At 70.9% G+C, this 24,301-nt stretch carries 22 protein-coding genes; 18 read left to right on the top strand and 4 right to left on the bottom strand.

The features are described 5' to 3' along the window. Window positions 1–108 precede the first annotated feature (108 nt). The 12 genes from M8I34_RS31100 to M8I34_RS31045 all read left to right on the top strand — a co-directional run bounded on the left by M8I34_RS31100 (window position 109) and on the right by M8I34_RS31045 (window position 12,790). Complete coding sequence (locus tag M8I34_RS31100) at window positions 109–654, top strand: hypothetical protein (protein WP_244415955.1); 546 nt, start codon at window positions 109–111, stop codon at window positions 652–654. A gap of 152 nt (window positions 655–806) precedes the next feature. Next, a complete protein-coding gene (gene pdxS, locus M8I34_RS31095; RefSeq protein ID WP_250055092.1) occupies window positions 807–1,718 on the top strand; it encodes a pyridoxal 5'-phosphate synthase lyase subunit PdxS in 912 nt (303 codons plus the stop codon). An 8-nt stretch (window positions 1,719–1,726) separates the two neighbouring features. Further along, entirely contained in the window at window positions 1,727–2,314 is a 588-nt protein-coding gene (gene pdxT / locus M8I34_RS31090) for a pyridoxal 5'-phosphate synthase glutaminase subunit PdxT (RefSeq protein WP_250055089.1), read from the top strand. Between the two features lie 111 nt (window positions 2,315–2,425). Then, window positions 2,426–3,178 carry a YebC/PmpR family DNA-binding transcriptional regulator gene (locus M8I34_RS31085; protein WP_250055087.1) on the top strand — a complete coding sequence of 251 codons (753 nt, stop codon included), beginning with the start codon at window positions 2,426–2,428 and terminating at the stop codon, window positions 3,176–3,178. Between the two features lie 151 nt (window positions 3,179–3,329). Continuing rightward, on the top strand, window positions 3,330–3,908 hold the full coding sequence (gene ruvC, locus M8I34_RS31080) for a crossover junction endodeoxyribonuclease RuvC (protein ID WP_250055085.1): 579 nt from the start codon (window positions 3,330–3,332) through the stop codon (window positions 3,906–3,908). Then, on the top strand, window positions 3,905–4,525 hold the full coding sequence (ruvA, locus tag M8I34_RS31075; RefSeq protein ID WP_250055076.1) for a Holliday junction branch migration protein RuvA: 621 nt from the start codon (window positions 3,905–3,907) through the stop codon (window positions 4,523–4,525). The genes ruvC and ruvA overlap by 4 nt, the downstream gene beginning before the upstream one ends. Window positions 4,526–4,607: 82 nt before the next feature. Further along, window positions 4,608–5,702: a Holliday junction branch migration DNA helicase RuvB gene (gene ruvB / locus M8I34_RS31070; RefSeq protein ID WP_030076377.1), complete on the top strand. Its 1,095-nt coding sequence runs from the start codon at window positions 4,608–4,610 to the stop codon at window positions 5,700–5,702. A 161-nt stretch (window positions 5,703–5,863) separates the two neighbouring features. Further along, window positions 5,864–6,415, top strand: coding sequence for a preprotein translocase subunit YajC (gene yajC, locus M8I34_RS31065; RefSeq protein ID WP_250055074.1), 552 nt, complete (start codon window positions 5,864–5,866; stop codon window positions 6,413–6,415). A gap of 151 nt (window positions 6,416–6,566) precedes the next feature. Then, a complete protein-coding gene (gene secD / locus M8I34_RS31060) occupies window positions 6,567–8,324 on the top strand; it encodes a protein translocase subunit SecD (RefSeq protein ID WP_250055063.1) in 1,758 nt (585 codons plus the stop codon). 1 nt (window position 8,325) lies between these two features. Beyond that, complete coding sequence (secF, locus tag M8I34_RS31055; protein ID WP_250055060.1) at window positions 8,326–9,447, top strand: protein translocase subunit SecF; 1,122 nt, start codon at window positions 8,326–8,328, stop codon at window positions 9,445–9,447. Next, complete coding sequence (locus M8I34_RS31050; protein WP_250055058.1) at window positions 9,444–9,992, top strand: adenine phosphoribosyltransferase; 549 nt, start codon at window positions 9,444–9,446, stop codon at window positions 9,990–9,992. The genes secF and M8I34_RS31050 overlap by 4 nt, the downstream gene beginning before the upstream one ends. 173 nt (window positions 9,993–10,165) lie before the next feature. Further along, window positions 10,166–12,790: a bifunctional (p)ppGpp synthetase/guanosine-3',5'-bis(diphosphate) 3'-pyrophosphohydrolase gene (locus M8I34_RS31045; RefSeq protein WP_250055055.1), complete on the top strand. Its 2,625-nt coding sequence runs from the start codon at window positions 10,166–10,168 to the stop codon at window positions 12,788–12,790. A 64-nt stretch (window positions 12,791–12,854) separates the two neighbouring features. On the opposite strand, the gene M8I34_RS31040 is transcribed toward M8I34_RS31045, so the two are convergent. Together M8I34_RS31040 and M8I34_RS31035 are read right to left on the bottom strand one after the other, a co-directional pair. Then, complete coding sequence (locus M8I34_RS31040; protein ID WP_250055045.1) at window positions 12,855–14,084, bottom strand: DUF349 domain-containing protein; 1,230 nt, start codon at window positions 14,082–14,084, stop codon at window positions 12,855–12,857. A 251-nt stretch (window positions 14,085–14,335) separates the two neighbouring features. Continuing rightward, a complete protein-coding gene (locus tag M8I34_RS31035; protein ID WP_250055043.1) occupies window positions 14,336–15,166 on the bottom strand; it encodes a peptidylprolyl isomerase in 831 nt (276 codons plus the stop codon). A 163-nt stretch (window positions 15,167–15,329) separates the two neighbouring features. Here M8I34_RS31035 and M8I34_RS31030 point away from each other — a divergent pair, with 163 nt between their 5' ends. From M8I34_RS31030 to M8I34_RS31015, 4 genes are all read left to right on the top strand, one after another. Then, on the top strand, window positions 15,330–16,043 hold the full coding sequence (locus M8I34_RS31030; protein WP_244415965.1) for an MBL fold metallo-hydrolase: 714 nt from the start codon (window positions 15,330–15,332) through the stop codon (window positions 16,041–16,043). Between the two features lie 11 nt (window positions 16,044–16,054). Continuing rightward, window positions 16,055–17,317, top strand: coding sequence for a histidine--tRNA ligase (gene hisS / locus M8I34_RS31025; protein ID WP_250055041.1), 1,263 nt, complete (start codon window positions 16,055–16,057; stop codon window positions 17,315–17,317). A gap of 329 nt (window positions 17,318–17,646) precedes the next feature. After that, entirely contained in the window at window positions 17,647–18,288 is a 642-nt protein-coding gene (locus tag M8I34_RS31020) for a vitamin K epoxide reductase family protein (protein ID WP_250055039.1), read from the top strand. 100 nt (window positions 18,289–18,388) lie between these two features. Further along, on the top strand, window positions 18,389–19,765 hold the full coding sequence (locus tag M8I34_RS31015) for a replication-associated recombination protein A (RefSeq protein WP_250055037.1): 1,377 nt from the start codon (window positions 18,389–18,391) through the stop codon (window positions 19,763–19,765). Window positions 19,766–19,808: 43 nt separating this feature from the next. On the opposite strand, the gene M8I34_RS31010 is transcribed toward M8I34_RS31015, so the two are convergent. Then, window positions 19,809–20,561, bottom strand: coding sequence for a DUF2470 domain-containing protein (locus tag M8I34_RS31010; RefSeq protein ID WP_250055035.1), 753 nt, complete (start codon window positions 20,559–20,561; stop codon window positions 19,809–19,811). Between the two features lie 182 nt (window positions 20,562–20,743). On the opposite strand from M8I34_RS31010, the gene rpsD reads away from it, so the two are divergent. Continuing rightward, window positions 20,744–21,355, top strand: a complete 612-nt coding sequence (rpsD, locus tag M8I34_RS31005; RefSeq protein WP_030987289.1) for a 30S ribosomal protein S4 — start codon at window positions 20,744–20,746, stop codon at window positions 21,353–21,355. Between the two features lie 25 nt (window positions 21,356–21,380). Here rpsD and M8I34_RS31000 read toward each other — a convergent pair whose 3' ends face one another. Continuing rightward, the gene (locus M8I34_RS31000) at window positions 21,381–23,657 is read right to left on the bottom strand and encodes an AAA family ATPase (protein WP_250055033.1); all 2,277 of its coding nucleotides are present in this window, start codon (window positions 23,655–23,657) and stop codon (window positions 21,381–21,383) included. 193 nt (window positions 23,658–23,850) lie between these two features. Here M8I34_RS31000 and M8I34_RS30995 point away from each other — a divergent pair, with 193 nt between their 5' ends. Beyond that, window positions 23,851–24,300, top strand: a complete 450-nt coding sequence (locus M8I34_RS30995) for a DUF948 domain-containing protein (RefSeq protein WP_244415970.1) — start codon at window positions 23,851–23,853, stop codon at window positions 24,298–24,300. The last annotated feature ends 1 nt before the right edge of the window (window position 24,301 follow it).

Genomic DNA, 24,301 nt, shown 5'->3' with positions numbered 1-24,301 from the left:
CGCAGCGGACCCGGCCCGCCGCAGGCGCAACGGCGAGCAACCAACCATGGCGGGACAGCCAAAAACGTGGGAAAAAGCCAAGCGCGCAAGCGCGTATCGTGACTCGCCGTGACCACGTTCATCTGGATCGCCGCCGCGATCGTCCTCATCGGTATCTATCTGAGCTGGACGGCCGGCCGCCTCGACCGCCTGCACGCCCGCATCGACGCGGCCAGGGCGGCCCTCGACGCCCAACTGCTCCGGCGGGCGTCCGTCGCGCAGGAGGTGGGCACCTCGGGGATCCTCGATCCGGCCGCCTCGATCGTCCTCTACCAGGCCGCGCACGAGGCCCGGCAGGCCGAGGAGGACCACCGGGAGGTCGCGGAGAGTGAGCTGAGCCAGGCGCTGCGGGCCATCTTCGACGAGGAGACGCAGCTGGAGGCCGTGCGGGAGGCGCCCGGCGGGGAGCGGACGGTCACCGAACTCACCGCCGCGGTGCGCCGGGTCCCGATGGCGCGCCGCTTCCACAACGACGCCGTACGGGCCGCCCGTGCCGTCCGCCGCCACCGGGTGGTGCGTTACCTCCGGCTCGCCGGGCATGCGCCCTTCCCGCTGGCCTTCGAGATGGACGACGAGCCGCCGGCCGTCCTGGACGACCGCTCGGCCGGGAACTGAGCCGGGTTGCGGGACCCGGCGCCCGGGCGCCGGAGGCTGCGACTCCCAGCGGTGACGAGCCACTGACCTCTAATTGGCCCTTTCCCCGGGCCACTGACTAACGGTTGTGTGGGCGCAGCAGTACAGCCACCCGCATTGAGTGAGGTCAAACCGTGTCCAGCACGCCCACCACGCCCCAGAACCCCGAGACCGGAACCGCGCGCGTCAAGCGCGGAATGGCCGAGCAGCTCAAGGGCGGCGTGATCATGGACGTCGTCACGCCGGAAGAGGCGAAGATCGCCGAGGACGCGGGCGCCGTCGCCGTCATGGCCCTGGAGCGGGTCCCCGCCGACATCCGCAAGGACGGCGGCGTGGCCCGGATGTCCGACCCCGACATGATCGACGGCATCATCAGCGCCGTCTCCATCCCGGTCATGGCCAAGTCCCGTATCGGCCACTTCGTCGAGGCGCAGGTCCTCCAGTCGCTGGGTGTCGACTACATCGACGAGTCCGAGGTCCTCACCCCGGCCGACGAGGTCAACCACTCCGACAAGTGGGCGTTCACCACCCCCTTCGTGTGTGGTGCCACCAACCTGGGCGAGGCGCTGCGCCGGATCACCGAGGGCGCGGCCATGATCCGCTCGAAGGGCGAGGCCGGCACCGGCAACGTCGTCGAGGCGGTGCGCCACATGCGTCAGATCAAGGGCGAGATCGCCCGGCTGCGCGGCTACGACCACAACGAGCTGTTCGCCGCCGCCAAGGAGCTGCGCGCCCCGTACGAGCTGGTCAAGGAGGTCGCCGAGCTCGGCAAGCTGCCGGTCGTGCTGTTCTCCGCCGGTGGTGTGGCCACCCCGGCCGATGCCGCGCTGATGCGTCAGCTCGGCGCCGAGGGCGTGTTCGTCGGCTCCGGCATCTTCAAGTCCGGCGACCCCGCCAAGCGCGCCGCCGCGATCGTGAAGGCCACCACCTTCTACGACGACCCGAAGGTCATCGCGGATGTCTCCCGCAACCTGGGCGAGGCCATGGTCGGCATCAACTGCGACACCCTCCCCGAGGCCGAGCGCTACGCCAACCGCGGCTGGTAGGAACGTAGATGAGCACCCCCACCATCGGTGTGCTGGCCCTCCAGGGTGACGTCCGCGAGCATGTCAAGGCGCTCGCGGACGCCGGTGCCCTGGCCCGGCCGGTGCGCCGCCCCGAGGAACTGGACGAGATCGACGGCCTGGTCATACCGGGCGGCGAGTCCACCACGATGTCCAAGCTGGCGATCGTCTTCGGCATGCTGGAGCCGCTGCGCGCCTTCGTCGCCGCGGGCAAGCCGGTCTACGGCACCTGCGCCGGCATGATCATGGTCGCGGACAAGCTGCTGGACGCCCGCGAGGACCAGGAGACGTTCGGCGGCATCGACATGATCGTGCGCCGTAACGCCTTCGGGCGGCAGAACGAGTCGTTCGAGGCGGCCATCGACGTCACCGGGATCCCCGGCGGACCGGTCGAAGGCGTCTTCATCCGGGCGCCCTGGGTCGAGTCGGTCGGCGGCGCGGTCGAGGTCCTGGCGACGTACGACGGGCACACCGTGGCCGTGCGGCAGGGTAACGTCCTCGCCACGTCCTTCCACCCGGAGCTCACCGGCGACCACCGGGTCCACGCCCTGTTCGTGGACATGGTGCGGAGCGCTTAGGGCTCCACTCCGTGGTGGCCGGGCGACGGGTGGGAGTGACACCGTGTGACCTGTCCCCGGTAGGATCTAGGCGTTCGTTTCAGACGTTGGTTACGCGAAGGAGACAGGCGGATGTCCGGCCACTCTAAATGGGCTACGACGAAGCACAAGAAGGCCGTGATCGATGCCAAGCGCGGCAAGCTCTTCGCGAAGCTGATCAAGAACATCGAGGTCGCGGCCCGTACGGGCGGCGCCGACCCCGAGGGCAACCCGACGCTCTTCGACGCCATCCAGAAGGCCAAGAAGAGCTCGGTGCCCAACAAGAACATCGACTCCGCGCTCAAGCGCGGTGCCGGTCTTGAAGCGGGCGGCGCCGACTACGAAACCATCATGTACGAGGGGTACGGCCCCAACGGTGTCGCGGTGCTCATCGAGTGCCTCACCGACAACCGCAACCGTGCCGCCTCGGACGTGCGCGTCGCCATGACCCGCAACGGCGGTTCGATGGCCGACCCGGGTTCGGTGTCGTACCTGTTCAACCGCAAGGGCGTGGTGATCGTCCCCAAGGGTGAACTGACCGAGGACGACGTCCTGGGCGCGGTCCTGGACGCCGGCGCCGAGGAGGTCAACGACCTCGGCGAGTCCTTCGAGGTGCTCAGCGAGGCCACCGACCTGGTCGCGGTCCGCAGCGCCCTTCAGGAGTCCGGTATCGACTACGACTCCGCCGACGCCAACTTCGTCCCGACCATGCAGGTCGAGCTGGAGGAAGAGGGCGCGCGCAAGATCTTCAAGCTGATCGACGCGCTGGAGGACAGCGACGACGTGCAGAACGTCTTCGCCAACTTCGACGTCTCGGACGATGTGATGGCCAAGGTCGACGCCTGAGGGGCGTGGCACGCTCGGTCGACTGACGGGCCGACGGGGACACACCCCGTCGGCCCGTCGGTTTGTCAGTGGCAGCCACTACTGTGCTGATCAGGGGGCATCCGCTCTCTGATCACGAACAGCTGACCGACAGTGCGAGGGGCGGGGACCGATGAAGGTGCTGGGGGTGGACCCGGGGCTGACGCGCTGCGGAGTCGGCGTGGTCGACGGGGCCGCGGGGCGCCCGCTGACGATGGTCGGCGTGGGCGTCGTCCGCACTCCCGCGGACGCCGATATCGCCCTCCGCCTCGTCGAGATCGAGCGCGGAATAGACGCCTGGCTCGACGAGCACCGCCCGGAATACGTCGCCGTCGAGCGGGTCTTCAGCCAGCACAACGTCCGTACGGTCATGGGCACCGCCCAGGCCAGCGCGGTCGCCATGCTGTGCGCGGCGCGCCGCGGGCTGCCGGTCGCGCTGCACACCCCCAGCGAGGTCAAGGCCGCCGTCACCGGATCGGGCCGGGCCGACAAGGCCCAGGTCGGCGCGATGGTCACCCGCCTGCTGCGGCTCGACGCGCCGCCGAAGCCGGCCGACGCCGCCGATGCCCTGGCCCTGGCCATCTGTCATATCTGGCGCGCCCCCGCGGTCAACCGCCTCCAGCAGGCGCACGCCGCGGCCCGCCGCGCCGCTCCCGCCACCATCCCGTCCTCCGGCCCGCGCCGGGCGACTCCCCAGAAGGGCACCCGATGATCGCCTTCGTCTCCGGCCCGGTCGCGGCCCTCGCCCCGGACACCGCCGTCGTCGAGGTCGGCGGTATCGGCATGGCCGTCCAGTGCACACCGAACACCCTGTCCACCCTCCGGATCGGACAGCAGGCCAAGCTCGCCACGTCCCTCGTCGTCCGCGAGGACTCGCTCACGCTCTACGGCTTCGCCGACGACGACGAGCGCCAGACCTTCGAGCTGCTCCAGACCGCCAGCGGCGTCGGCCCCCGGCTCGCCCAGGCGATGCTGGCCGTGCACGCCCCGGACACCCTGCGCCTCGCCGTCTCGACCGGTGACGAGAAGACCCTGACCGCCGTTCCGGGCATCGGCAAGAAGGGCGCACAGAAGCTGCTCCTGGAGCTCAAGGACCGGCTCGGAGAGCCGGTGGGCACCGGCCGCGCGGGCGTCGGCAGCGCCGTCACGGCCGGCTGGCGCGACCAGCTGCACGCCGCCCTGATCGGCCTCGGCTATGCCACCCGCGAGGCGGACGAAGCGGTCGCCGCGGTCGCCCCGCAGGCCGAGGCGGCCGTGGCCGAGGGCGGTGCGCCCCAGGTGCCGCAGCTGCTCAAGGCCGCCCTCCAGACCCTCAACCGGGCGCGATGACCGCCGCCGGCCGGGCCCCGCGCCCCCGACCGTACGACCACGCAGGCGGCCCGGCCGCCCCGACCCCGCGAGGCAATCCGCAGTGAACTGGGACGACACCGCACCGCACAGCACCGCCGAGGAGACCGCCACCGGCGCGCCCGACCGGCTGGTCGGGGCGGACGCGGACGGCGAGGACACCGCCGTCGAGGCCGCGCTGAGGCCCAAGGACCTCGAGGAATTCGTCGGCCAGGAGCGGGTGCGCGAACAGCTCGACCTGGTGCTGCGCGCCGCCCGCGCCCGCGGCGCCACCGCCGATCACGTCCTGCTGTCCGGGGCGCCGGGCCTCGGCAAGACGACCCTCTCGATGATCATCGCCGCCGAGATGGGCGCCCCGATCCGGATCACCTCCGGCCCCGCCATCCAGCACGCCGGAGATCTCGCCGCGATCCTCTCCTCCCTCCAGGAGGGCGAGGTCCTCTTTCTCGACGAGATCCACCGGATGTCCCGGCCCGCCGAGGAAATGCTCTACATGGCCATGGAGGACTTCCGCGTCGACGTGATCGTCGGCAAGGGCCCGGGAGCCACCGCCATCCCCCTCGAACTCCCCCCGTTCACCCTGGTCGGCGCCACGACCCGGGCCGGTCTGCTGCCGCCCCCGCTGCGCGACCGCTTCGGCTTCACGGCCCATATGGAGTTCTACGCCCCCGCCGAGCTGGAGCGGGTCATCCACCGCTCGGCCGGGCTGCTGGACCTGGATATAGAACCCGAGGGCGCCGCCGAGATCGCCGGCCGCTCCCGCGGCACGCCCCGTATCGCCAACCGCCTGCTGCGCCGCGTCCGCGACTACGCCCAGGTGAAGGCCGACGGCTTGATCACCCGCGAGATCGCCTCCCAGGCGCTCGGGGTCTACGAGGTCGACGCCCGCGGCCTGGACCGTCTCGACCGCGCCGTGCTCACGGCCCTGCTCAAGCTGTTCGGCGGCGGCCCGGTCGGCCTGTCCACCCTCGCGGTCGCGGTGGGGGAGGAGCGCGAGACCGTCGAGGAGGTCGCCGAGCCCTTCCTCGTACGGGAAGGACTGCTGGCCAGGACCCCCAGGGGCCGGATCGCGACCCCGGCCGCGTGGGCCCATCTGGGACTCGTGCCGCCGCAGCAGCAAGCGGGCGGAAGCGGACAGCAGGGCTTGTTCGGGGCCTGACGGCGCGGGGACTCGCCCGGTCAGGAACTGCGGTGCGATGCTGGGCGTTGTTCCACTGGTGGGGACTCGCTTAGACTCCGCCGATGCCATCCGTATGGACGGCATACCCACCCCCGTATATGAGACCGCGCATCCGCGGTCGTGCGAAGGATTTCCGTCCCGTGAGTATCGTGACTCTCCTCCCCTTCATCGTCCTCATCGGGGCCATGTTCCTGATGACCCGGTCTGCCAAGAAGAAGCAGCAGGCGGCCGCGCAGATGCGCAATGAAATGCAGGCCGGCACCGGCGTCCGGACCATCGGCGGCATGTACGCCACCGTCAAGGAAATCCACGACGAGACCGTCCTCCTGGAGGTCGCTCCCGGCGTGCACGCGATCTACGCGAAGAACGCCATCGGCGCCGTGCTCGCGGACGAGGAGTACAACCGCATCCTGGACGGTGCCGACCCGATCCACGGCGGCGAGCCGGTCGTCCCGGACGACGCGTCCTCGCTGACCGCCGCCTCCGCCGACGAGACCGGCGACAAGGGCGACAAGATCGACCTGGGCAAGACCGAGGCCGCGGCCGCCGAGCCCGCCGTGGACGAGCCCGCCGCCGACCAGGCGAAGGACACCAAGGCCGCCGAGGACACCAAGGACGTCAAGGACGCCGTCAAGGCGGACGCGGACACCGTCAAGGACGAGAAGAAGTCCGGCGACGACGAAGCCAAGTAGTCCGCCCCACGGAACCGCGGAGCACGCGTGGTGTGTCGTGCACCGCGGTTCCGTGACGGTTTAGGCTCCGGCGGGGGCACGTCCCCACAAGACTTCGTGGCCGCTCGGCCGGCATCCCGGGCCGAGGGGTTGGACAGGGAGATACGAGAAGGTGGCAGCACCGAAGAAGGGCCGCAGGGCGCCCGCGAGCCAGGGGCATCCGGGCCGCACCCTGATCCTGGTCCTGATCGCCATGGCGGGGCTGGTCGGAGGCATGTTCTACTCCGGCACGCTGACGCCGCGACTGGGCATCGACCTGGCCGGCGGCACCAGCTTCACGCTGGCGGCCCAGAACCAGCCGGGCAAGCCCAACGCGATCAACGAGACCAACATGAAGACCGCCGCCGGCATCATGGAGCGGCGGGTCAACGGTCTCGGTGTGACCGAGTCCGAGGTCCAGACGCAGGGCAGCAACCACATCATCGTGAACATCCCCAAGGGGACGGACGCGAAGCAGGCCCGCCAGCAGGTCGGCACCACCGCCCAGCTCGGATTCCGGCCGGTGCTGACCACCACCGCGGGGACGAAGACCCCCGAGCCCAAGCCCAGCCCCTCGCAGGGCGGCGCGAACGGCAAGGGCAAGGGCGACAAGGCCTCGGGTGACAAGGCCCAGCCGGGCACCCAGCAGTCGCCGAGCGCGAAGCCGACGACGCAGGGCCGCGCGGTGACGGACTCGCTCAAGAAGGCGCCCTCCGCCAAGCCCACCCCGTCGGGCAAGCCCTCCACACCCCCGGCGCCGCCGGCGCCTCCGGGCGCCGCGGACATCCCGCCGGCTCTCCAGAAGCAGCTCAACGCGCTGGACTGCTCCACGAAGGAGGGCCGCGCCGCCGCGGGCGAGAAGGCCGCCAACACCAAGCCGTCCGACCCGATCGTGGCGTGCAAGCAGGACGGCGCCCAGAAGTACGCGCTCGGCCCGGTCGGCGTCGAGGGCACGGACGTCAGCGGCGCCAAGGCCGTCTTCGACAGCCAGCAGGGCCAGGGCTGGATCGTCCAGATGGACTTCACCTCCGAGGGCGGCAAGAAGTTCGGGGACATCACCGGCAAGCTCGCCGCCAAGGCGCCGCCGCAGAACCAGTTCGGCATCGTCCTGGACGGCGCGGTCGTGTCCTCCCCCTCGGTCGACAAGGCCATCATGGGCGGCGGAGCCACCATCTCCGGCGGCTTCACCCAGCAGACCGCCGAGGACCTCGGCAACATGCTGTCCTACGGTGCCCTGCCGCTCTCCTTCAAGATCGACGACGAGACCACGGTCACCGCGGCGCTCGGTGGCGAGCAGCTGCACGCCGGTCTGATCGCGGGCGCCATCGGCCTCGCGCTGGTCGTCATCTACCTCGTCGCCTACTACCGGGGGCTGGCGCTGGTCGCGCTGGCGAGCCTGGGCGTCTCGGCGGTCCTGACGTACACGATCATGACCTTGCTCGGCCCGGCCATCGGGTTCGCGCTGAACCTCCCGGCGGTCTGTGGTGCCATCGTCGCCATCGGTATCACCGCCGACTCGTTCATCGTCTACTTCGAACGCATCCGGGACGAGATCCGCGAGGGACGCACCCTGCGCCCGGCCGTCGAGCGCGGCTGGCCGCGGGCCCGACGCACGATCCTGGTCTCCGACTTCGTGTCGTTCCTGGCCGCCGCGGTGCTGTTCGCCGTCACCGTCGGCAAGGTGCAGGGCTTCGCCTTCACGCTCGGCCTGACCACCGTCCTCGACGTCGTCGTGGTCTTCTTCTTCACCAAGCCCCTGATGACGCTGCTGGCCCGGCGGAAGTTCTTCTCCGACGGTCATTCCTGGTCCGGCCTCGACCCCAAGCGCCTGGGCGCCAAGCCGCCGCTGCGCCGCCGTCGCGGCGCCGCCCCCACCACGAAGGAGGCGTGAGATGTCCAAGCTCGGAAACATCGGCGCCCGGCTCTACCGCGGCGAGGTCGGCTACGACTTCATCGGCAAGCGGAAGATCTGGTACGGACTCTCGATCCTCATCACCATCGTGGCCATCGTCGGCCTGGGGGTGCGCGGCCTGAACATGGGCATCGAGTTCTCCGGCGGCGCGGTCTTCACCACCCCGAAGACCTCCGTGTCCGCCTCGGAGGCGCAGCACAAGGCCGAGTCGGCGGCCGGTGGCCACCAGGCCATGGTGCAGAAGCTCGGCGACGGCGCGCTGCGTATCCAGATCAGCGGTCTGGACACCAAGGCAGCGGTGCCGGTCCAGGAAGGGCTCGCCAAGGACCTGAACGTCCCGGTCAAGGACGTCAACACCCAGCTGGTCGGCCCGAGTTGGGGTGAGCAGATCGCCAACAAGGCCTGGCTGGGCCTGGGGATCTTCATGGTCCTCGTGGTGCTCTACCTGGCCATCGCCTTCGAGTGGCGGATGGCGGTCGCCGCCCTGGTCGCGCTGATCCACGACCTCACGATCACGGTCGGCATCTACGCGCTGGTCGGCTTCGAGGTCACCCCCGGCACGGTCATCGGTCTGCTGACGATCCTTGGTTACTCCCTCTACGACACGGTCGTCGTCTTCGACAGCCTCAAGGAAGCCTCCAAGGACATCACCAAGCAGACCCGCTTCACCTACAGCGAGATCGCCAACCGCAGCATCAACGGCACCCTGGTGCGCTCCATCAACACCACTGTCGTGGCGCTGCTCCCGGTCGCCGGTCTGCTGTTCGTCGGCGGCGGTGTCCTGGGCGCGGGCATGCTCAACGACATCTCGCTGGCCCTGTTCGTCGGTCTCGCCGCCGGTGCGTACTCCTCGATCTTCATCGCGACGCCGCTGGTCGCCGATCTGAAGGACCGCGAGCCGGAGATGAAGGCGCTGGCCAAGCGGGTCAAGGCGAAGCGCGCCGCGGCCGCGGCCAAGGGCGCGAGCCAGGAGGACGCGCAGGATGCGGCGTCCGCCGCGGGGGACGCCGAGGACGGTGACGACGGCACGGTCGTCGGCCCCCGTCAGCAGCCCGCCTCCCGCAACCGCGGCCGCGGCCGCCCGTCGGGCAAGCGCCGATGAGCGCCCCGGCAGGCCTGCGTGAGCTGCTGCTCAGCCGGATCGCGGACGTCCCGGACCACCCGCAGCCGGGTGTGGTGTTCAAGGACATCACCCCGTTGCTGGACGACCCGGCCGCCTTCGGCGCGCTGACCGAGGCGTTCGTCGAGCTGTGCGAGCGCCATCGGGTGGACAAGGTCGTGGGCCTGGAGGCGCGCGGCTTCATCCTCGCCGCCCCGGTCGCCATCCGGGCCGGCGTCGGGTTCGTCCCCGTTCGCAAGGCCGGCAAGCTGCCCCGCGCGACGCTCCGGCAGGCGTACGAGCTGGAGTACGGCACCGCCGAGATCGAGATCCACGCCGATGCGCTGGCCCCGGGAGAACGGGTGCTGGTGATCGACGACGTCCTCGCCACCGGCGGCACCGCCGACGCCTCGTTGCAGCTCATCCGCCGTGCGGGCGCCGAGGTCGCAGGCGTGGCGGTCCTGCTGGAGCTGGAATTCCTGTCCGGGCGGCAGCGCCTGGAGCCGGGCCTGAAGGGCGCTCCGCTGGAGGCCCTGATCACGGTCTGAGCCGCACGCGCACAGCACCTCCGCACGCAGGGGCACCCGGAAGAATTCGGGTGCCCCTGCTGCTGTGTCATGTACGGAACCCCGGCCGGGCGGGAGGAGCGGCCCCGGGGTCGATACGATGGCACCCCGGCCCGTTCGAGGTCCTGGGGTCCGGAACCGCTTGAGGAGTGCTCTTGCCAGACGAGGCCCAGCCGCTCTCCCCCGGACTGCGTCCGGCGGGATCCGACGCCGCGCGCCCGGACGAGCCCAAGCTGTCGGACGCGGCTTCCTCGGACGCGCCCCGGCCCGAGCGGCAGGGTGCGTCCGACGGCACCGCCACGCCCCGGCCGCCGGCCGGCGGCTCCGCCGCGCCCCAGGCCCGCGCCGAGCGGCGCCGTACGGCGCCCGAGCCGGGGCCCGCCGCCTCCTCGCCCCAGCCCGCGTCGCCGTCCCGCGCGGCCAAGCCGCCCGCCAAGGCCGACCAGCCCCCGGCGCCCAAGCCGCCGGCGCCCGCCTCCGCCGGCCGCTCCGGCTCGCCCAACCGGGTACGGGCCCGCCTCGCCCGGCTGGGCGTCCAGCGCTCCAGCCCGTACAACCCGGTCCTGGAGCCGCTGCTGCGGGCCGTCCGCGGCAACGATCCCAAGATCGAGACCGGGACGCTGCGCCAGATCGAGCGTGCCTACCAGGTCGCCGAACGCTGGCACCGCGGCCAGAAGCGCAAGAGCGGCGACCCGTACATCACCCACCCGCTCGCGGTGACGACGATCCTCGCCGAGCTGGGCATGGACCCGGCGACCCTGATGGCCGGCCTGCTGCACGACACCGTCGAGGACACCGAGTACGGCCTGGACACCCTGCGGAGCGACTTCGGCGACCAGGTCGCGCTGCTGGTCGACGGCGTCACCAAGCTCGACCGCGTCAAGTTCGGCGAGGCCGCGCAGGCCGAGACGGTCCGCAAGATGGTCGTCGCGATGGCCAAGGACCCGCGCGTCCTGGTGATCAAGCTCGCCGACCGGCTGCACAACATGCGCACCATGCGCTACCTCAAGCGGGAGAAGCAGGAGAAGAAGGCCCGCGAGACGCTGGAGATCTACGCTCCGCTCGCCCACCGCCTGGGCATGAACACCATCAAGTGGGAGCTGGAGGACCTCGCCTTCGCGATCCTCTACCCCAAGATGTACGACGAGATCGTGCGGCTGGTCGCCGAGCGGGCGCCCAAGCGCGACGAGTATCTGGCCATAGTGACCGACGAGGTCCAGGCCGATCTGCGCGCCGCCCGCATCAAGGCCACCGTCACGGGCCGCCCGAAGCACTACTACAGCGTCTACCAGAAGATGATCGTGCGCGGCCGCGACTTCGCCGAGATCTACGACCTGGTGGGCATCCGCGTCCTCGTCGACACCGTCCGCGACTGCTACGCCGCCCTCGGCACCATCCACGCGCGATGGAACCCGGTCCCCGGCCGGTTCAAGGACTACATCGCGATGCCCAAGTTCAACATGTACCAGTCGCTGCACACCACGGTGATCGGCCCCAGCGGCAAGCCCGTCGAGCTCCAGATCCGTACGTTCGACATGCACCGCCGCGCCGAGTACGGCATCGCCGCGCACTGGAAGTACAAGCAGGAGGCGGTCGCCGGCACGTCCAAGGTGCGCACGGACGCGCCCAAGGGCGTCGGCAAGGGCGACACCGTCAACGACATGGCCTGGCTGCGGCAGTTGCTGGACTGGCAGAAGGAGACCGAGGACCCGGGCGAGTTCCTGGAGTCGCTGCGCTTCGACCTGTCCCGCAACGAGGTCTTCGTCTTCACGCCGAAGGGCGACGTGATAGCGCTGCCGGCCGGCGCGACCCCCGTCGACTTCGCGTACGCGGTGCACACCGAGGTCGGCCACCGCACGATAGGAGCGCGGGTCAACGGGCGCCTCGTACCGCTCGAATCGACCCTGGACAACGGCGACTTGGTCGAGGTCTTCACCTCCAAGGCGGCGGGCGCCGGGCCCTCCCGCGACTGGCTCGGCTTCGTCAAGTCCCCGCGCGCCCGCAACAAGATCCGCGGCTGGTTCTCCAAGGAGCGCCGCGACGAGGCCATCGAGCAGGGCAAGGACGCCATCGCGCGCGCCATGCGCAAGCAGAACCTGCCGATCCAGCGGATCCTGACCGGCGACTCCCTGGTCACCCTCGCGCACGAGATGCGCTACCCGGACATCTCCTCGCTCTACGCCGCCATCGGCGAGGGCCATGTCGCCGCCCAGGGCGTCGTCCAGAAGCTGGTGCAGGCGCTCGGCGGCCAGGACGAGGCCACCGAGGACATCGCCGAGTCCACCCCGATCCGGCCGCGCTCCAAGCGCCGCTCCAGCGCCGACCCCGGTGTGGTCGTCAAGGGCGTCGACGATGTGTGGGTCAAGCTCGCCCGTTGCTGTACGCCGGTGCCGGGCGACCCCATCATCGGCTTCGTCACCCGCGGCAACGGCGTCTCGGTGCACCGCGCCGACTGCGTCAACGTCGACTCGCTGTCCCGGCAGCCGGAGCGGATCCTGGACGTCGAGTGGGCGCCCACCCAGTCCTCCGTCTTCCTGGTCGCCATCCAGGTCGAGGCCCTGGACCGTTCACGGCTCCTCTCGGACGTCACCCGGATCCTGTCCGACCAGCACGTCAACATCCTCTCGGCCGCCGTCCAGACCTCCCGCGACCGCGTCGCCACCTCCCGCTTCACCTTCGAGATGGGCGACCCGAAGCATCTGGGGCACGTCCTGAAGGCCGTGCGGGGCGTGGAGGGCGTCTACGACGTCTACCGCGTGACCTCGGCCCGCAGGCCGTAACGCACACGAGGCGGCCCCGGTACGGAAGATCCGTACCGGGGCCGCCTCGCGTCCACCGGGCTTGTCACCCGCCGAACTCCTCCAGGCCCTTGAGCGCCTGGTCCAGCAGCGCCTTGCGGCCCTCCAGCTCCCGGCCGAGCTTGTCGGCCTTGGCGTTGTTGCCCGCCGCCCGGGCCGTGTCGATCTGCTTCTCCAGCTTGTCGACCGCGTCCTGGAGCTGGCCGGTCAGCCCCGCGGCGCGGGCCCGCGCCTCAGGGTTCGTACGGCGCCACTCGCCCTCCTCGGCCTCCTGGATGGCCCGCTCGACGGCGTGCATCCGGCCCTCGATCTTGGGGCGGGCGTCCCGCGGGACATGGCCGATGGCCTCCCACCGCTCGTTGATCGAGCGGAAAGCCGCCCGCGCGGCCTTCAGGTCCGAGACCGGGAGCAGCTTCTCGGCCTCGACGGCCAGCTCCTCCTTGCGGGTCAGGTTCTCCTGCTGCTCGGCGTCGCGCTCCGCGAAGACCTCACCGCGGGCCTGGAAGAAGATGTCCTGGGCGCCGCGGAAGCGGTTCCACAGGTCGTCCTCGTGCTCGCGCTGGGCGCGGCCCGCGGCCTTCCAGTCCGCCATCAGCTCGCGGTAGCGGGCCGCGGTGGCCCCCCAGTCCGTCGAGTTCGACAGCGACTGGGCCTCGGCGACCAGCTTCTCCTTGGCCTTACGGGACTCCTCGCGCTGCGCGTCCAGCGACGCGAAGTGCGCCTTGCGCCGCTTGGAGAACGCCGAGCGGGCGTGCGAGAAGCGGTGCCACAGTTCGTCGTCCGCCTTGCGGTCGAGCCGCGGCAGGCCCTTCCAGGTGTCGACCAGCGCACGCAGCCGCTCGCCGGCCACCCGCCACTGCTCGCTGGCCGCCAGTTCCTCCGCCTCGGCGACCAGTTTCTCCTTGGCGTGCCGGGCCTCGTCGCTCTGCCGGGCCTTCAGCGCCTTGCGCTCCTCGCGGCGCGACTCGACGGTCTCCACGAGCTTGTCCAGCCGCTTGCGCAGCGCGTCCAGATCGCCCACCGCGTGGTGTTCGTCGACCTGGGTGCGCAGATGGTCGATCGCGGTCGTCGCGTCCTTCGCCGACAGGTCGGTGGTCTTGACCCGGCGCTCGAGGAGGCCGATCTCGACGACCAGGCCCTCATACTTGCGCTCGAAGTAGGCGAGGGCCTCCTCGGGAGTTCCCGCCTGCCACGATCCGACGACCTGCTCGCCATCGGCGGTACGCACGTACACGGTCCCCGTCTCGTCGACGCGGCCCCATGGGTCGCTGCTCACAGCGCCTCCTCCACATGATGCCGACGGGGGCGTGCGGCCCCCCGGCATCGTCCACAGTTTCTGTCCGGCAGAGCCGCGCCCTGGCCGGTCCGACGGGCTGACTTGCGGGTGAGGGTGGCAGCCGTCGGAGCAGGCACCCTACACAACGCCAATCTAGGCGACCGGCGGTCGGCTGTCCGCATCCAGCACGACGAAATTCCGCGGTTCGCCGGGGGCGGTGCCGTGGCGCCGCCCCCGGGTCGCCCGGCTGGTCAGGACTTCTTCACGGACGCCTTGTCGATCACGACGGTGGCGTTGGGCGCCGTGTTGCGGGTCTGCGGGTCCAGCGTCGAACCGGCCTTGGCGATCTTCCGCAGGACGTCCATACCGCCCGTGATGGTGCCGAACGGTGTGTAGTTCGCGGGCAGCTTGCTGTCCTGGTAGACGAGGAAGAACTGGCTGCCACCGGAGTTGCGGCTCTTGTCGCTCGCTCCGTCGTAGCGGTTGGCCATCGCGACCGTGCCCGCCGGATAGACGCCGCCCTTGAGCCGCGGGTCCTTGAGGTTCTCGTCCGGGATGGTGTAGCCGGGGGTACCGCGGCCGGTGCCCTTCGGGTCGCCGCACTGGAGGACGTGGATGTCCGCGTCGACCAGGCGGTGGCACGTGCTGTGGTCGAAGTAGCCCTGGCCGGCCAGGAAGGCGAAGGAGTTGACCGTGTGCGGCGCCTTGCCGGCGTCCAGCTTCAGACCGATCGTGCCGCAGGTCGTCGCCAGCTTCACGGCGTACGAGGCCGACGTGTCGACCGACATCGCCGGCTCCTTCGGCCAGGTCTTCTGCGACGGTGCGCCCTTCGCGGGCCTGTTGCACGGGTCCGGTGCCTTGGACGGCGTCGGGGCCGCGGCCCGGTCGGACACCTCGTCGCTGCCGCCCGCGAGCCCGGCGGTGGCGTAGACCGCGGCTCCGGCGGCCAGCGCGACGGCCGCGACGGAAGCGATGATCACGTTGCGGCGTTTGTTCTTCCGCTGGACCACGGACCGCCGTTGCTGCTGACGCTCGTACTTCTCGCGGGCGAGCTGCCGCCGCCGCTGATCTTTGCTGACCACCGGTCGTCTCCTTGTCCGATCATCGATCGCGCTCGTGCGCCGTGGCCGTACGGTATATGGGTTCGCCCTGCCGGGAGTCCCGCCGGTAGGCTCTGGAGCTGCCGAGATGTCCGGGAGAAGCGGTCCGGCGGACCGAACTCCACACCGACCTTTAAGGACGAACGTGCTGATTGCCGGGTTCCCCGCCGGGGCCTGGGGCACCAACTGCTACTTGGTCGCCCCCGCAGCAGGCGAGGAGTGCGTCATCATCGACCCGGGCCACCAGGCGGCCCAAGGAGTCGAGGACGCGGTCAAAAAGCATCGGCTCAAGCCCGTCGCGGTCGTCCTCACCCATGGCCACATCGACCATGTCGCCTCCGTCGTCCCGGTGTGCGGCGCGCACGACGTCCCGGCCTGGATCCACCCCTCGGACCGCTACATGATGAGCGACCCGGAGAAGGCCATCGGCCGCTCCATCGGTCAGCAGCTCATGGGCGAACTCACGGTGGGGGAGCCGGACGACGTCAAGGAGCTGAGCGACGGTGCCGCCCTGGAACTCGCCGGGATGGAATTCTCCGTCGCGCACGCCCCGGGCCATACCAAGGGGTCGGTGACCTTCAGGATGCCCGAGCAGGCCGACATTCCGCCGGTCTTCTTCTCGGGCGACCTGCTGTTCGCCGGCTCCATCGGACGCACCGACCTGCCGGGCGGCGACCACGCCGAGATCTTGCAGTCGCTGGCCCGTGTGTGCCTGCCGCTGGAGGACTCGACCGTCGTCCTGTCCGGCCACGGCCCCCAGACCACCATCGGCCGCGAGCGCGCCACCAACCCCTTCCTGCGGGAAGTGGCCGCCGGCCTCGGAGACGGCTTCAGCGCCGCTCCACGACGAGGAATGTGACGAGAGCTTCCGTGAGCACCTTCAAGGCCCCCAAGGGCACGTACGACCTGATTCCGCCGCAGTCCGCCACCTATCTCGCGGTGCGCGAGGCGATCGCCGAGCCGCTGAAGAACTCCGGGTACGGCTACATCGAGACGCCGGGTTTTGAGAACGTCGAGCTGTTCGCGCGCGGCGTCGGTGAGTCCACCGACATCGTGACCAAGGAGATGTACGCCTTCGAGACCAAGGGCGGCGACCAGCTGGCGCTGCGCCCCGAGGGCACCGCATCAGTGCTGCGCGCCGCGCTGGAGGCCAACCTCCACAAGGCCGGCAACCTCCCGGTCAAGCTCTGGTACTCCGGCTCGTACTACCGCTACGAGCGTCCGCAGAAGGGCCGTTACCGCCACTTCTCGCAGGTCGGCGCGGAGGCGATCGGAACCGAAGACCCGGCGCTCGACGCCGAGTTGATCATCCTGGCCGACCAGGCCTACCGCGCGCTGGGACTGCGGAGCTTCCGCATCCTGCTGAACTCCCTGGGCGACAAGGAGTGCCGGCCCGTCTACCGCGCCGCGCTCCAGGACTTCCTGCGCGGGCTCGACCTGGACGAGGACACCCGCCGCCGGGTCGACATCAACCCGCTGCGCGTCCTGGACGACAAGCGCGAGTCCGTACAGAAGCAGCTCGACGGGGCGCCCAAGCTCCGCGACTACCTCTGCGAGGCCTGCAAGGCGTACCACGAGCAGGTGCGCGAGCTGCTGACCACGGCGGGCGTGGCCTTCGAGGACGACGAGAAGCTGGTCCGCGGCCTGGACTACTACACCCGCACCACCTTCGAGTTCGTCCACGACGGCCTCGGCTCGCAGTCCGCGGTGGGCGGCGGCGGCCGCTACGACGGCCTCTCCGAGATGATCGGCGGCCCCGCGCTGCCGTCCGTCGGCTGGGCGCTGGGCGTCGACCGCACGGTGCTGGCCCTGGAGGCGGAGGGCGTCACGCTCGACATCCCCGCCGCCACCGCCGTGTACGCGGTACCGCTCGGCGAGGAGGCCCGCCGGGTGCTGTTCGGGGTGGTCACCGAGCTGCGCCGGTCCGGTGTCGCCACCGACTTCGCGTTCGGCGGCAAGGGCCTGAAGAACGCCATGAAGTCCGCCAACCGCTCCGGTGCGCGGCTGGCCCTCGTGGCGGGCGAGCGGGACCTCGCCGAGGGCGTCGTCCAGCTCAAGGACCTGGAGAGCGGCGAGCAGGCCGCGGTCGCGCTGGACGGTGTCGCCGAGGAGATCCGGCGCCGGCTGGGCTGAGGCCGCGCGGAAGACAGACCCCGAGGGGCCCGGACGGCGATCGACCGTCCGGGCCCCTCGTGCTGCCCGGCGTCCGGTGTCAATGCCCGCAGCGCGTTCATCCCGGCGGAGGGATTCCGGGACGGCCGCAGCGGCGGCGGCGCGCCCCCGGACGGGTGGCCGGGCCGGGCCGCAGCGGGCGAAGGCTGAGAGAACGCTGTGTGCGGCCGCTTCGTCTTTATGTTCATCGCACAGTGGGTCATGGTGGAGTTGGGGCAGAATGAACGGCGGTGCCGCGACCGGGGCCCGCTTGCTCAGACCATCTCCCTAGGGATCGACGGAACGGCGATATGACGACGACAGCGCTTGACGACGTGTCCACCGACGACGACCGCGCGAGCGGCGCGGGCACCATCGGCTCGGGTCGCGGTTTCGCCCTGCTCCTGGTGATCACCGGCGCGCTGGGCATCTTCGCCGCCTGGATCATCACCCTGGACAAGTTCGAGCTGCTGAAGGACCCGAGCTTCAAGCCGGCGTGCAGTCTCAACCCGATCATCTCCTGCACCAACATCATGCAGAGCAAGCAGGCGGACGTCTTCGGCTTCCCGAACCCGATGGCCGGGCTGGTCGGCTTCGGCGTGGTCGTCGCGATCGGCATGGCCCTGCTGGCCGGCGCCCGCTTCCGCCGCTGGTACTGGATCGGGCTGAACATCGGCACGGGCCTCGGCGCGGTCTTCTGCATGTGGCTGATGGACCAGTCGCTGTACAGCATCAACTCGCTGTGCCTGTGGTGCACGCTGACCTGGTGCGTGACCATCCTGATGTTCTGGTACACCACCGCGCACAACATCAAGCACGGCATCATCCCGGCCCCCGCGGGGCTGCGCCGGACGGTGGTGGAGTTCCACTGGGTCGTACCGGTGCTCTGGTACGGCGTGATCGCGCTGCTGATCCTCACCAAGTGGTGGTCCTACTGGAGCACCCTGCTCTAGGAGCACCCTGCTCCAGGCCCGAGCCTTGCGCGTACGGCTCCGACGCCCCGGCCCGTCCATGACGGCGGCCGGGGCGTTGTCAGTGGGGTGGCTTAGGCTCATGAGCGTGGAGCCCGACCTGTTCACCGCCGCTGCCGAAGACCGCCAGGAGAAGGACCCCGCGGGGTCCCCGCTCGCCGTACGGATGCGTCCGCGCACCCTCGACGAAGTCGTGGGCCAGCAGCATCTGCTCAAGCCGGGCTCGCCGTTGCGCCGACTGGTGGGCGAGGGCAGCGGAGGCCCGGCCGGGCCGTCCTCGGTGTTCCTGTGGGGGCCGCCGGGGATCGGCAAGACGACCCTCGCGTATGTCGTCAGCCAGGCGACGAACAAGCGCTTCGTGGAGCTCTCGGCGATCACGGCGGGCGTCAAGGAGGTCCGCGCGGTCATCGACGGCGCCCGGCGCGCCTCGGGCGGCTTCGGCAAGGAGACCGTCCTCTTCCTCGACGAGATCCACCGCTTCAGCAAGGCCCAGCAGGATTCCCTGCTGCCCGCCGTGGAGAACCGCTGGGTCACCCTGATCGCCGCGACGACCGAGAACCCGTATTTCTCGGTGATCTCGCCGCTGCTGTCCCGTTCCCTGCTGCTGACCCTCGAACCCCTCACGGACGACGATCTGCGCGGGCTGCTCCAGCGTGCGCTGACCGACGCGCGCGGGCTGGCGGGCTCGGTCACCCTCCCCGGGGACACCGAAGGGCATCTGCTGCGTATCGCGGGCGGCGATGCCCGGCGCGCGCTGACGGCCCTGGAGGCCGGTGCCGGCTCCGCGCTGGCCAAGGGGGAGAAGGAGATCACCCTCCAGACACTGGAGGAGTCCGTCAACCGGGCGGCGGTGAAGTACGACCGCGACGGGGACCAGCATTACGACGTCGCCAGCGCGCTGATCAAGTCCATCCGGGGATCGGACGTCGATGCCGCGCTGCATTACCTGGCGCGCATGATCGAGGCGGGGGAGGACCCGCGGTTCATCGCCCGCCGGCTGATGATCTCCGCGAGCGAGGACATCGGCCTGGCCGATCCGACGGCGCTCCAGACCGCGGTCGCCGCCGCCCAGGCCGTGGCGATGATCGGCTTCCCGGAGGCGCGGATCACGCTGAGCCAGGCCACCATCGCGCTCGCCCTGGCCCCGAAGTCGAACGCCGCCTATATGGCCATCGACGCCGCCCTGGCGGACGTGCGCGCCGGTCAGGCGGGTGCGGTGCCGCCGCATCTGCGCGACAGCCATTACAAGGGCGCTCAGAAGCTCGGCCACGGCCAGGGCTATCAGTACCCCCACGACCTGCCGGGCGGCATCGCGGCGCAGCAGTACGCGCCGGACGAGGTGCACGGCAAGCGCTACTACGAGCCCACCCGCCATGGTGCCGAGGCGCGCTATGCCGATGTGGTCGAGCGCGTCCGCGTCCGCCTGCGCTCGGCCTCCGGCGAGGCGGCCGCCGAGTAGCCGACAGCCGAGTAGTGCACCGCGGCCGACGAGCGGCTCCGGGTTACTCGGCCGCCGCCTCGAAGAGGAGATGCATCGCCCGCCGCAGCTCCGCCACGTCCCGTACGGGCTCGGGGAAGTCGAACCGCGCGTCGAAGGACCGCTGCGCGGCATCCGTGAAGCGGACCCGCAGCCCGAAGCGGTCCAGACCCACCGGCACGGCCCGGTCGCGCAGTCCGCAGAGCTCCTGGCGGTCGCCCAGCAGGGCGCACAGCCCGCGCACCTGCTCGTTGTGTGCCGCGTGCAGATGCTGGAGCAGCTCCGCCTCATGGGCGGCCAGCGGATCGGGGGCCGCGGTGGCGAACTCGTCGGGCTCGACGGGTTCGGCGCCCCACAGGTCGTCCACCGCGCCCTCGCCGACCTCCAGGCGCAGCATCATCCAGGAGGTCCGCCCGTAGAGGCCCGGTGCCGGGTCCGGCTGGAGCGCCTCACCGATACCGAGCAGCTCGCCCACCGGGTGCCGCTCCGCGAGCAGCATCGCCGCCTCGGCGCGCTGCTCATTGCGTACGGGGGTCAGCCAGCCGGCCACCCAGGCCCGTCCGCGGATGCGATGAGGCACCGAAACCGGTGCGACGTCCGTGATCTCCATCACTGCTGTCAGGTCGTCGTCCTGGGCGTGTGCGGCCGCCCGAGCCGCCGCAGAATCGCCTGGAACCAGCAACAGCACGTCTCCGTCGGGTGTCACCGTGCGGCAGACGGGAGCCGACAGACCCGTCTCGTCGGGGTCCTCGACACCAGGGATGCTCAAAGACGCCATACCATTGGACTCGACGAGGGTTCGTACGCGCTCTGCGGCTGTGGGCTGCTGGGCGTCTTCCACGGGACGCGGCTGACCCGCCTCGGTGCGGTGTGCACTGGGCAGGGGGATCCCAGGTCGAAACATACGTCCTCCTCGCGCTAAGGTAAGCCTCACCTAACTTACACGGAGGTCCGTTCCACGTGAACCAGTCGCGTCCCAAGGTCAAGAAGTCCCGCGCGCTCGGCATCGCGCTGACGCCGAAGGCCGTCAAGTACTTCGAGGCCCGTCCCTACCCGCCCGGCGAGCACGGCCGTGGCCGCAAGCAGAGCAGTGACTACAAGGTCCGTCTGCTCGAGAAGCAGCGCCTGCGTGCGCAGTACGACATCAGCGAGCGCCAGATGGCGCGTGCCTACGACCGCGCTCGGAAGGTCGAAGGCAAGACCGGCGAAGCGCTGATCATCGAGCTTGAGCGCCGTCTGGACGCGCTCGTCCTGCGGTCGGGCATCGCCCGCACCATCTACCAGGCTCGTCAGATGGTCGTCCACGGCCACATCTCGGTGAACGACCGCAAGGTCGACAAGCCGTCCTTCCGCGTCCGCCCCGGCGACGTCGTGATGGTCCGCGAGCGCAGCCGCGAGAAGCACCCCTTCCAGGTCGCCCGCGAGGGTGGCTACGACACCGACGGTGAGACCCCGCGCTACCTCGAGGTCAACCTGCCGGCTCTGGCGTTCCGTCTCGACCGGGACCCGAACCGCAAGGAGATCCCGGTGATCTGCGACGAGCAGCTCGTCGTCGAGTACTACGCCCGCTAAGCACCACCGCAGGCGCAGCACCACCTCAGCCCGCCGTCTCCCCGCCGCTCGCGGAGGGGGAGGCGGCGGGCTCGTGCGTGCCCGGCGCCGTGATCCGCACCGTACGGAGCTGCGCGGGCAGCAGGCCGGCGGGCCGCAGGACCCGGGCCACCGCCGTGTCCAGGTCGAGCCGCTCGCCCACCCGCCGGCAGTGCTCGTAGCGCTCGGCTCCCAGCCGCTCGCGGGCCTGTTCCTCGCAGAGCGCATGCGGCTGGTTGAAGTGCCGCGAGCCGAACAGCGGTAGCCCCACCGACGGCCAGATCCGTCCCGCGGCGCCCTGGAGCACCGCCGCCTCCTCCGCATCGCCCTCGTCGAGCGTCACCAGGGCCAGCAGCTCGATCGCCAGCACCGCGCCCAGCAGATCGTGGAAGGTGTGATCGATGGCCAGGCACTCCTCCAGCAGCGCACGGGCCCGCCCGCCGTCCCCACGGGACCAGGCCGCGAAGGCCAGCACGTACTGGGCGTACGCCAGCGTCCAGCGCTCGCCGTGCTCCTCGCACACCTCCAGCACGTCCTCGCACATCCGCACCGCGTCCGCCAGCTCGCCCTGGAAGGCCACCGCCATCGCCAGCTCGACCTGTCCCAGCAGCACATTGCTGTTGAGCTCGCCGATCTCCCGGTAGCGGTCCAGCGCCGCGCGCAGCAGCTTCTCGGCGCGCGGCATGTCGTCGCAGACCAGTGCCAGACAGCCGGTGCGGTGCAGCGCATACGCGGCCGCGGTGGCGTTGCCGGTCCGCTCGGCCTCGTCACGGCACTCCTGGAGGGCCCCCAGCGCGCCGACGGTGTCCCCCTGGAGCACCGCGACGTAGCCGGCCACCCACAGCGCCTTCATCCGCGCCTCGTCGTGGGTGCTCTCCAGCTCCAGCGCCCGGTCCAGCCAGTGCCGGCCCTCCGAGAGCCGGCCGCAGCCGACCCAGTAGAACCACAGCGTGCCCGCCAGGTACTGGCCCAGGTGGGTATCGGCGGGGGTCTCCAGGCTCTGTTCCAGCGCCACCCGCAGATTGGGCAGCTCGGCCTCGATCCGGGCGGCGATCTCGGCCTGGCGGGAGCTGAACCAGTCCAGTTCGCACCAGGTGGCCAGCCCCAGATACCAGTCGCGGTGCCGGCGCCGCAGCCGCTCGCCGTCCGGCGTCGCCGCCAGCCAGCCCGCCCCGTAGGCCCGTACGGTGTCCAGCATCCGGTAGCGGACCCCGGCCGCGGTCTCCTCGCGGACGAGCACCGACTGGGTGACCAACTCGGCCAGGACGTCGAGGAGTTCCTCGGCCGGCAGCTCCGGCCCCGAGCAGACGTATTCGGCCGCCTCCAGATCGAAGTGCCCGGCGAAGACCGTCAGCCGCGCCCACAGCAGCCGTTCCTCGGACGTGCACAGCTCGTGGCTCCAGCCGATCGCGGTACGCAGCGTCTGGTGGCGGGGCGGGGGCCCGCCCTGCCGGCGCGGGGCCGGGACCTTGGACGGGGGTCCCCCTTGATCGAGTGCGGTCGAGAGGTCGGGGGAGCGTCGTGGGCGGGTGCCGGTCAGCAGCCGGAAGCGGTCGTCGAGCCGGTGCAGCACCTGGTCCACGGACAGTGCCCGCAGCCGTCCGGCGGCCAGTTCCAGCGCGAGCGGAATGCCGTCGAGCCGGTCGCAGAGCTCGGTGACCGCCGTCTCGTTGGACGGCCCGACGGTGAACCCGGGGACGACGGCGGCGGCGCGGTCGGCGAACAGGGTGGTCGCATCGGCGGTGTTCATCGGCGCCAGCGGCACGGTCCGCTCGCCGTCGAGCCCGAGCGGCCGGCGGCCCGCGGCCAGCACCTGGAGCCCGGGGGCGCGGCGCAGCAGCTGCCCGGTCAGTTCGGTGCAGGCGTCGACCAGGTGCTCGTAGTCGTCCAGGACGAGCAGCAGGTCCCGGTCGGCGAGGAGGTCGCACAGTACGGAGCGCACCGGGCGGCCGCTGTGGCCGGTGGCTCCCAGCGCCTCGGCGACGGTGTGGTCCAGGAGGTGGGGTTCGTGCAGGGAGGCCAGTTCGACCAGCCACACCCCATCGCAGAAGCGATCCTGCAAGATCCCTGCCGCCTGGCGGGCAAGCCGCGACTTGCCGACGCCGCCGAGGCCGGTGAGCGTCACCAGCCGGGCGGATTCCAGCTGCCGTGCCAGCGCGGCCAGTTCGTCGTGGCGGCCGATGAAGCCGTTGAGCTCCGCGGGAAGATTCCCCGGCCGGTCCGGCTCCCGCAGAGGCGCGGGGGAGGGACGGGGAGCAGGGCCGGGGCGCGTGAGGCGTCGCATGGCACACGGAGCGTACTCGGCAGGATGCGGACCGTACAATCACGCCTCGGGAATCCGGGGCCGGCGCTCCGCGTTCCAGGGGGAACGGGGTACGGACGGACAGTCACGGCGCGATAAGGTCAAGGTTGCCGTTCGAGCGGGACAGCCGAGCGGGAACGAGCCCAGACCAAATCAGTCGGAGTGTGGTGCCAACGTGTCCGGTGGAGAGGTGGCCGGGATCCTCGTGGCCGTCTTCTGGGCGATCCTCGTGTCGTTCCTCGCCCTCGTGCTGGTGAGGCTCGCGCAGACGCTCAAGGCGACCACCAAGATGGTGGCCGAAGTGTCCGAGCAGGCCGTTCCGCTCCTGGCCGACGCCTCCGCGACCGTCCGCTCCGCGCACACCCAGCTGGCCCGCGTCGATGCCATCGCCTCCGACGTCCAAGAGGTCACCGCCAACGCTTCCGCGCTCTCCTCGACCGTCTCCTCCGCCTTCGGCGGCCCGCTGGTCAAGATGGCGGCGTTCGGCTACGGCGTGCGCCGCGCGATCGGCAAGAAGGGCGAGGAAGCCCCTGCCGCCCGGCGCGCGGAGCGCACCGTCGTCCTCGGCCGTACCCTGCCCGGCGCCCGCCGCGGCGGGCGCCGCAACCGTCGCTCCAAGGACTGAT

It is taken from the genome of Streptomyces sp. MCA2, from assembly GCF_023544705.1.
Taxonomy (GTDB): domain Bacteria; phylum Actinomycetota; class Actinomycetes; order Streptomycetales; family Streptomycetaceae; genus Streptomyces; species Streptomyces decoyicus.
The sequence above is the reverse complement of the archived record's forward strand: the minus strand, read 5'-3'. Positions and strand labels throughout refer to the sequence as shown.

Bases quoted from the DNA above. Each gene is read 5' to 3' on its own strand.
- pdxT (WP_250055089.1), top strand. From the start codon at position 1,727: ATGAGCACCCCCACCATCGGTGTGCTGGCCCTCCAGGGTGACGTCCGC.
- ruvC (WP_250055085.1), top strand. From the start codon at position 3,330: ATGAAGGTGCTGGGGGTGGACCCGGGGCTGACGCGCTGCGGAGTCGGC.
- ruvA (WP_250055076.1), top strand. From the start codon at position 3,905: ATGATCGCCTTCGTCTCCGGCCCGGTCGCGGCCCTCGCCCCGGACACC.
- M8I34_RS31000 (WP_250055033.1), bottom strand. From the start codon at position 23,657: ATGCGACGCCTCACGCGCCCCGGCCCTGCTCCCCGTCCCTCCCCCGCG.
- M8I34_RS31085 (WP_250055087.1), top strand. From the start codon at position 2,426: ATGTCCGGCCACTCTAAATGGGCTACGACGAAGCACAAGAAGGCCGTG.
- M8I34_RS31010 (WP_250055035.1), bottom strand. From the start codon at position 20,561: ATGGCGTCTTTGAGCATCCCTGGTGTCGAGGACCCCGACGAGACGGGT.
- secF (WP_250055060.1), top strand. From the start codon at position 8,326: ATGTCCAAGCTCGGAAACATCGGCGCCCGGCTCTACCGCGGCGAGGTC.
- M8I34_RS31050 (WP_250055058.1), top strand. From the start codon at position 9,444: ATGAGCGCCCCGGCAGGCCTGCGTGAGCTGCTGCTCAGCCGGATCGCG.
- M8I34_RS31020 (WP_250055039.1), top strand. From the start codon at position 17,647: ATGACGACGACAGCGCTTGACGACGTGTCCACCGACGACGACCGCGCG.
- M8I34_RS31015 (WP_250055037.1), top strand. From the start codon at position 18,389: ATGAGCGTGGAGCCCGACCTGTTCACCGCCGCTGCCGAAGACCGCCAG.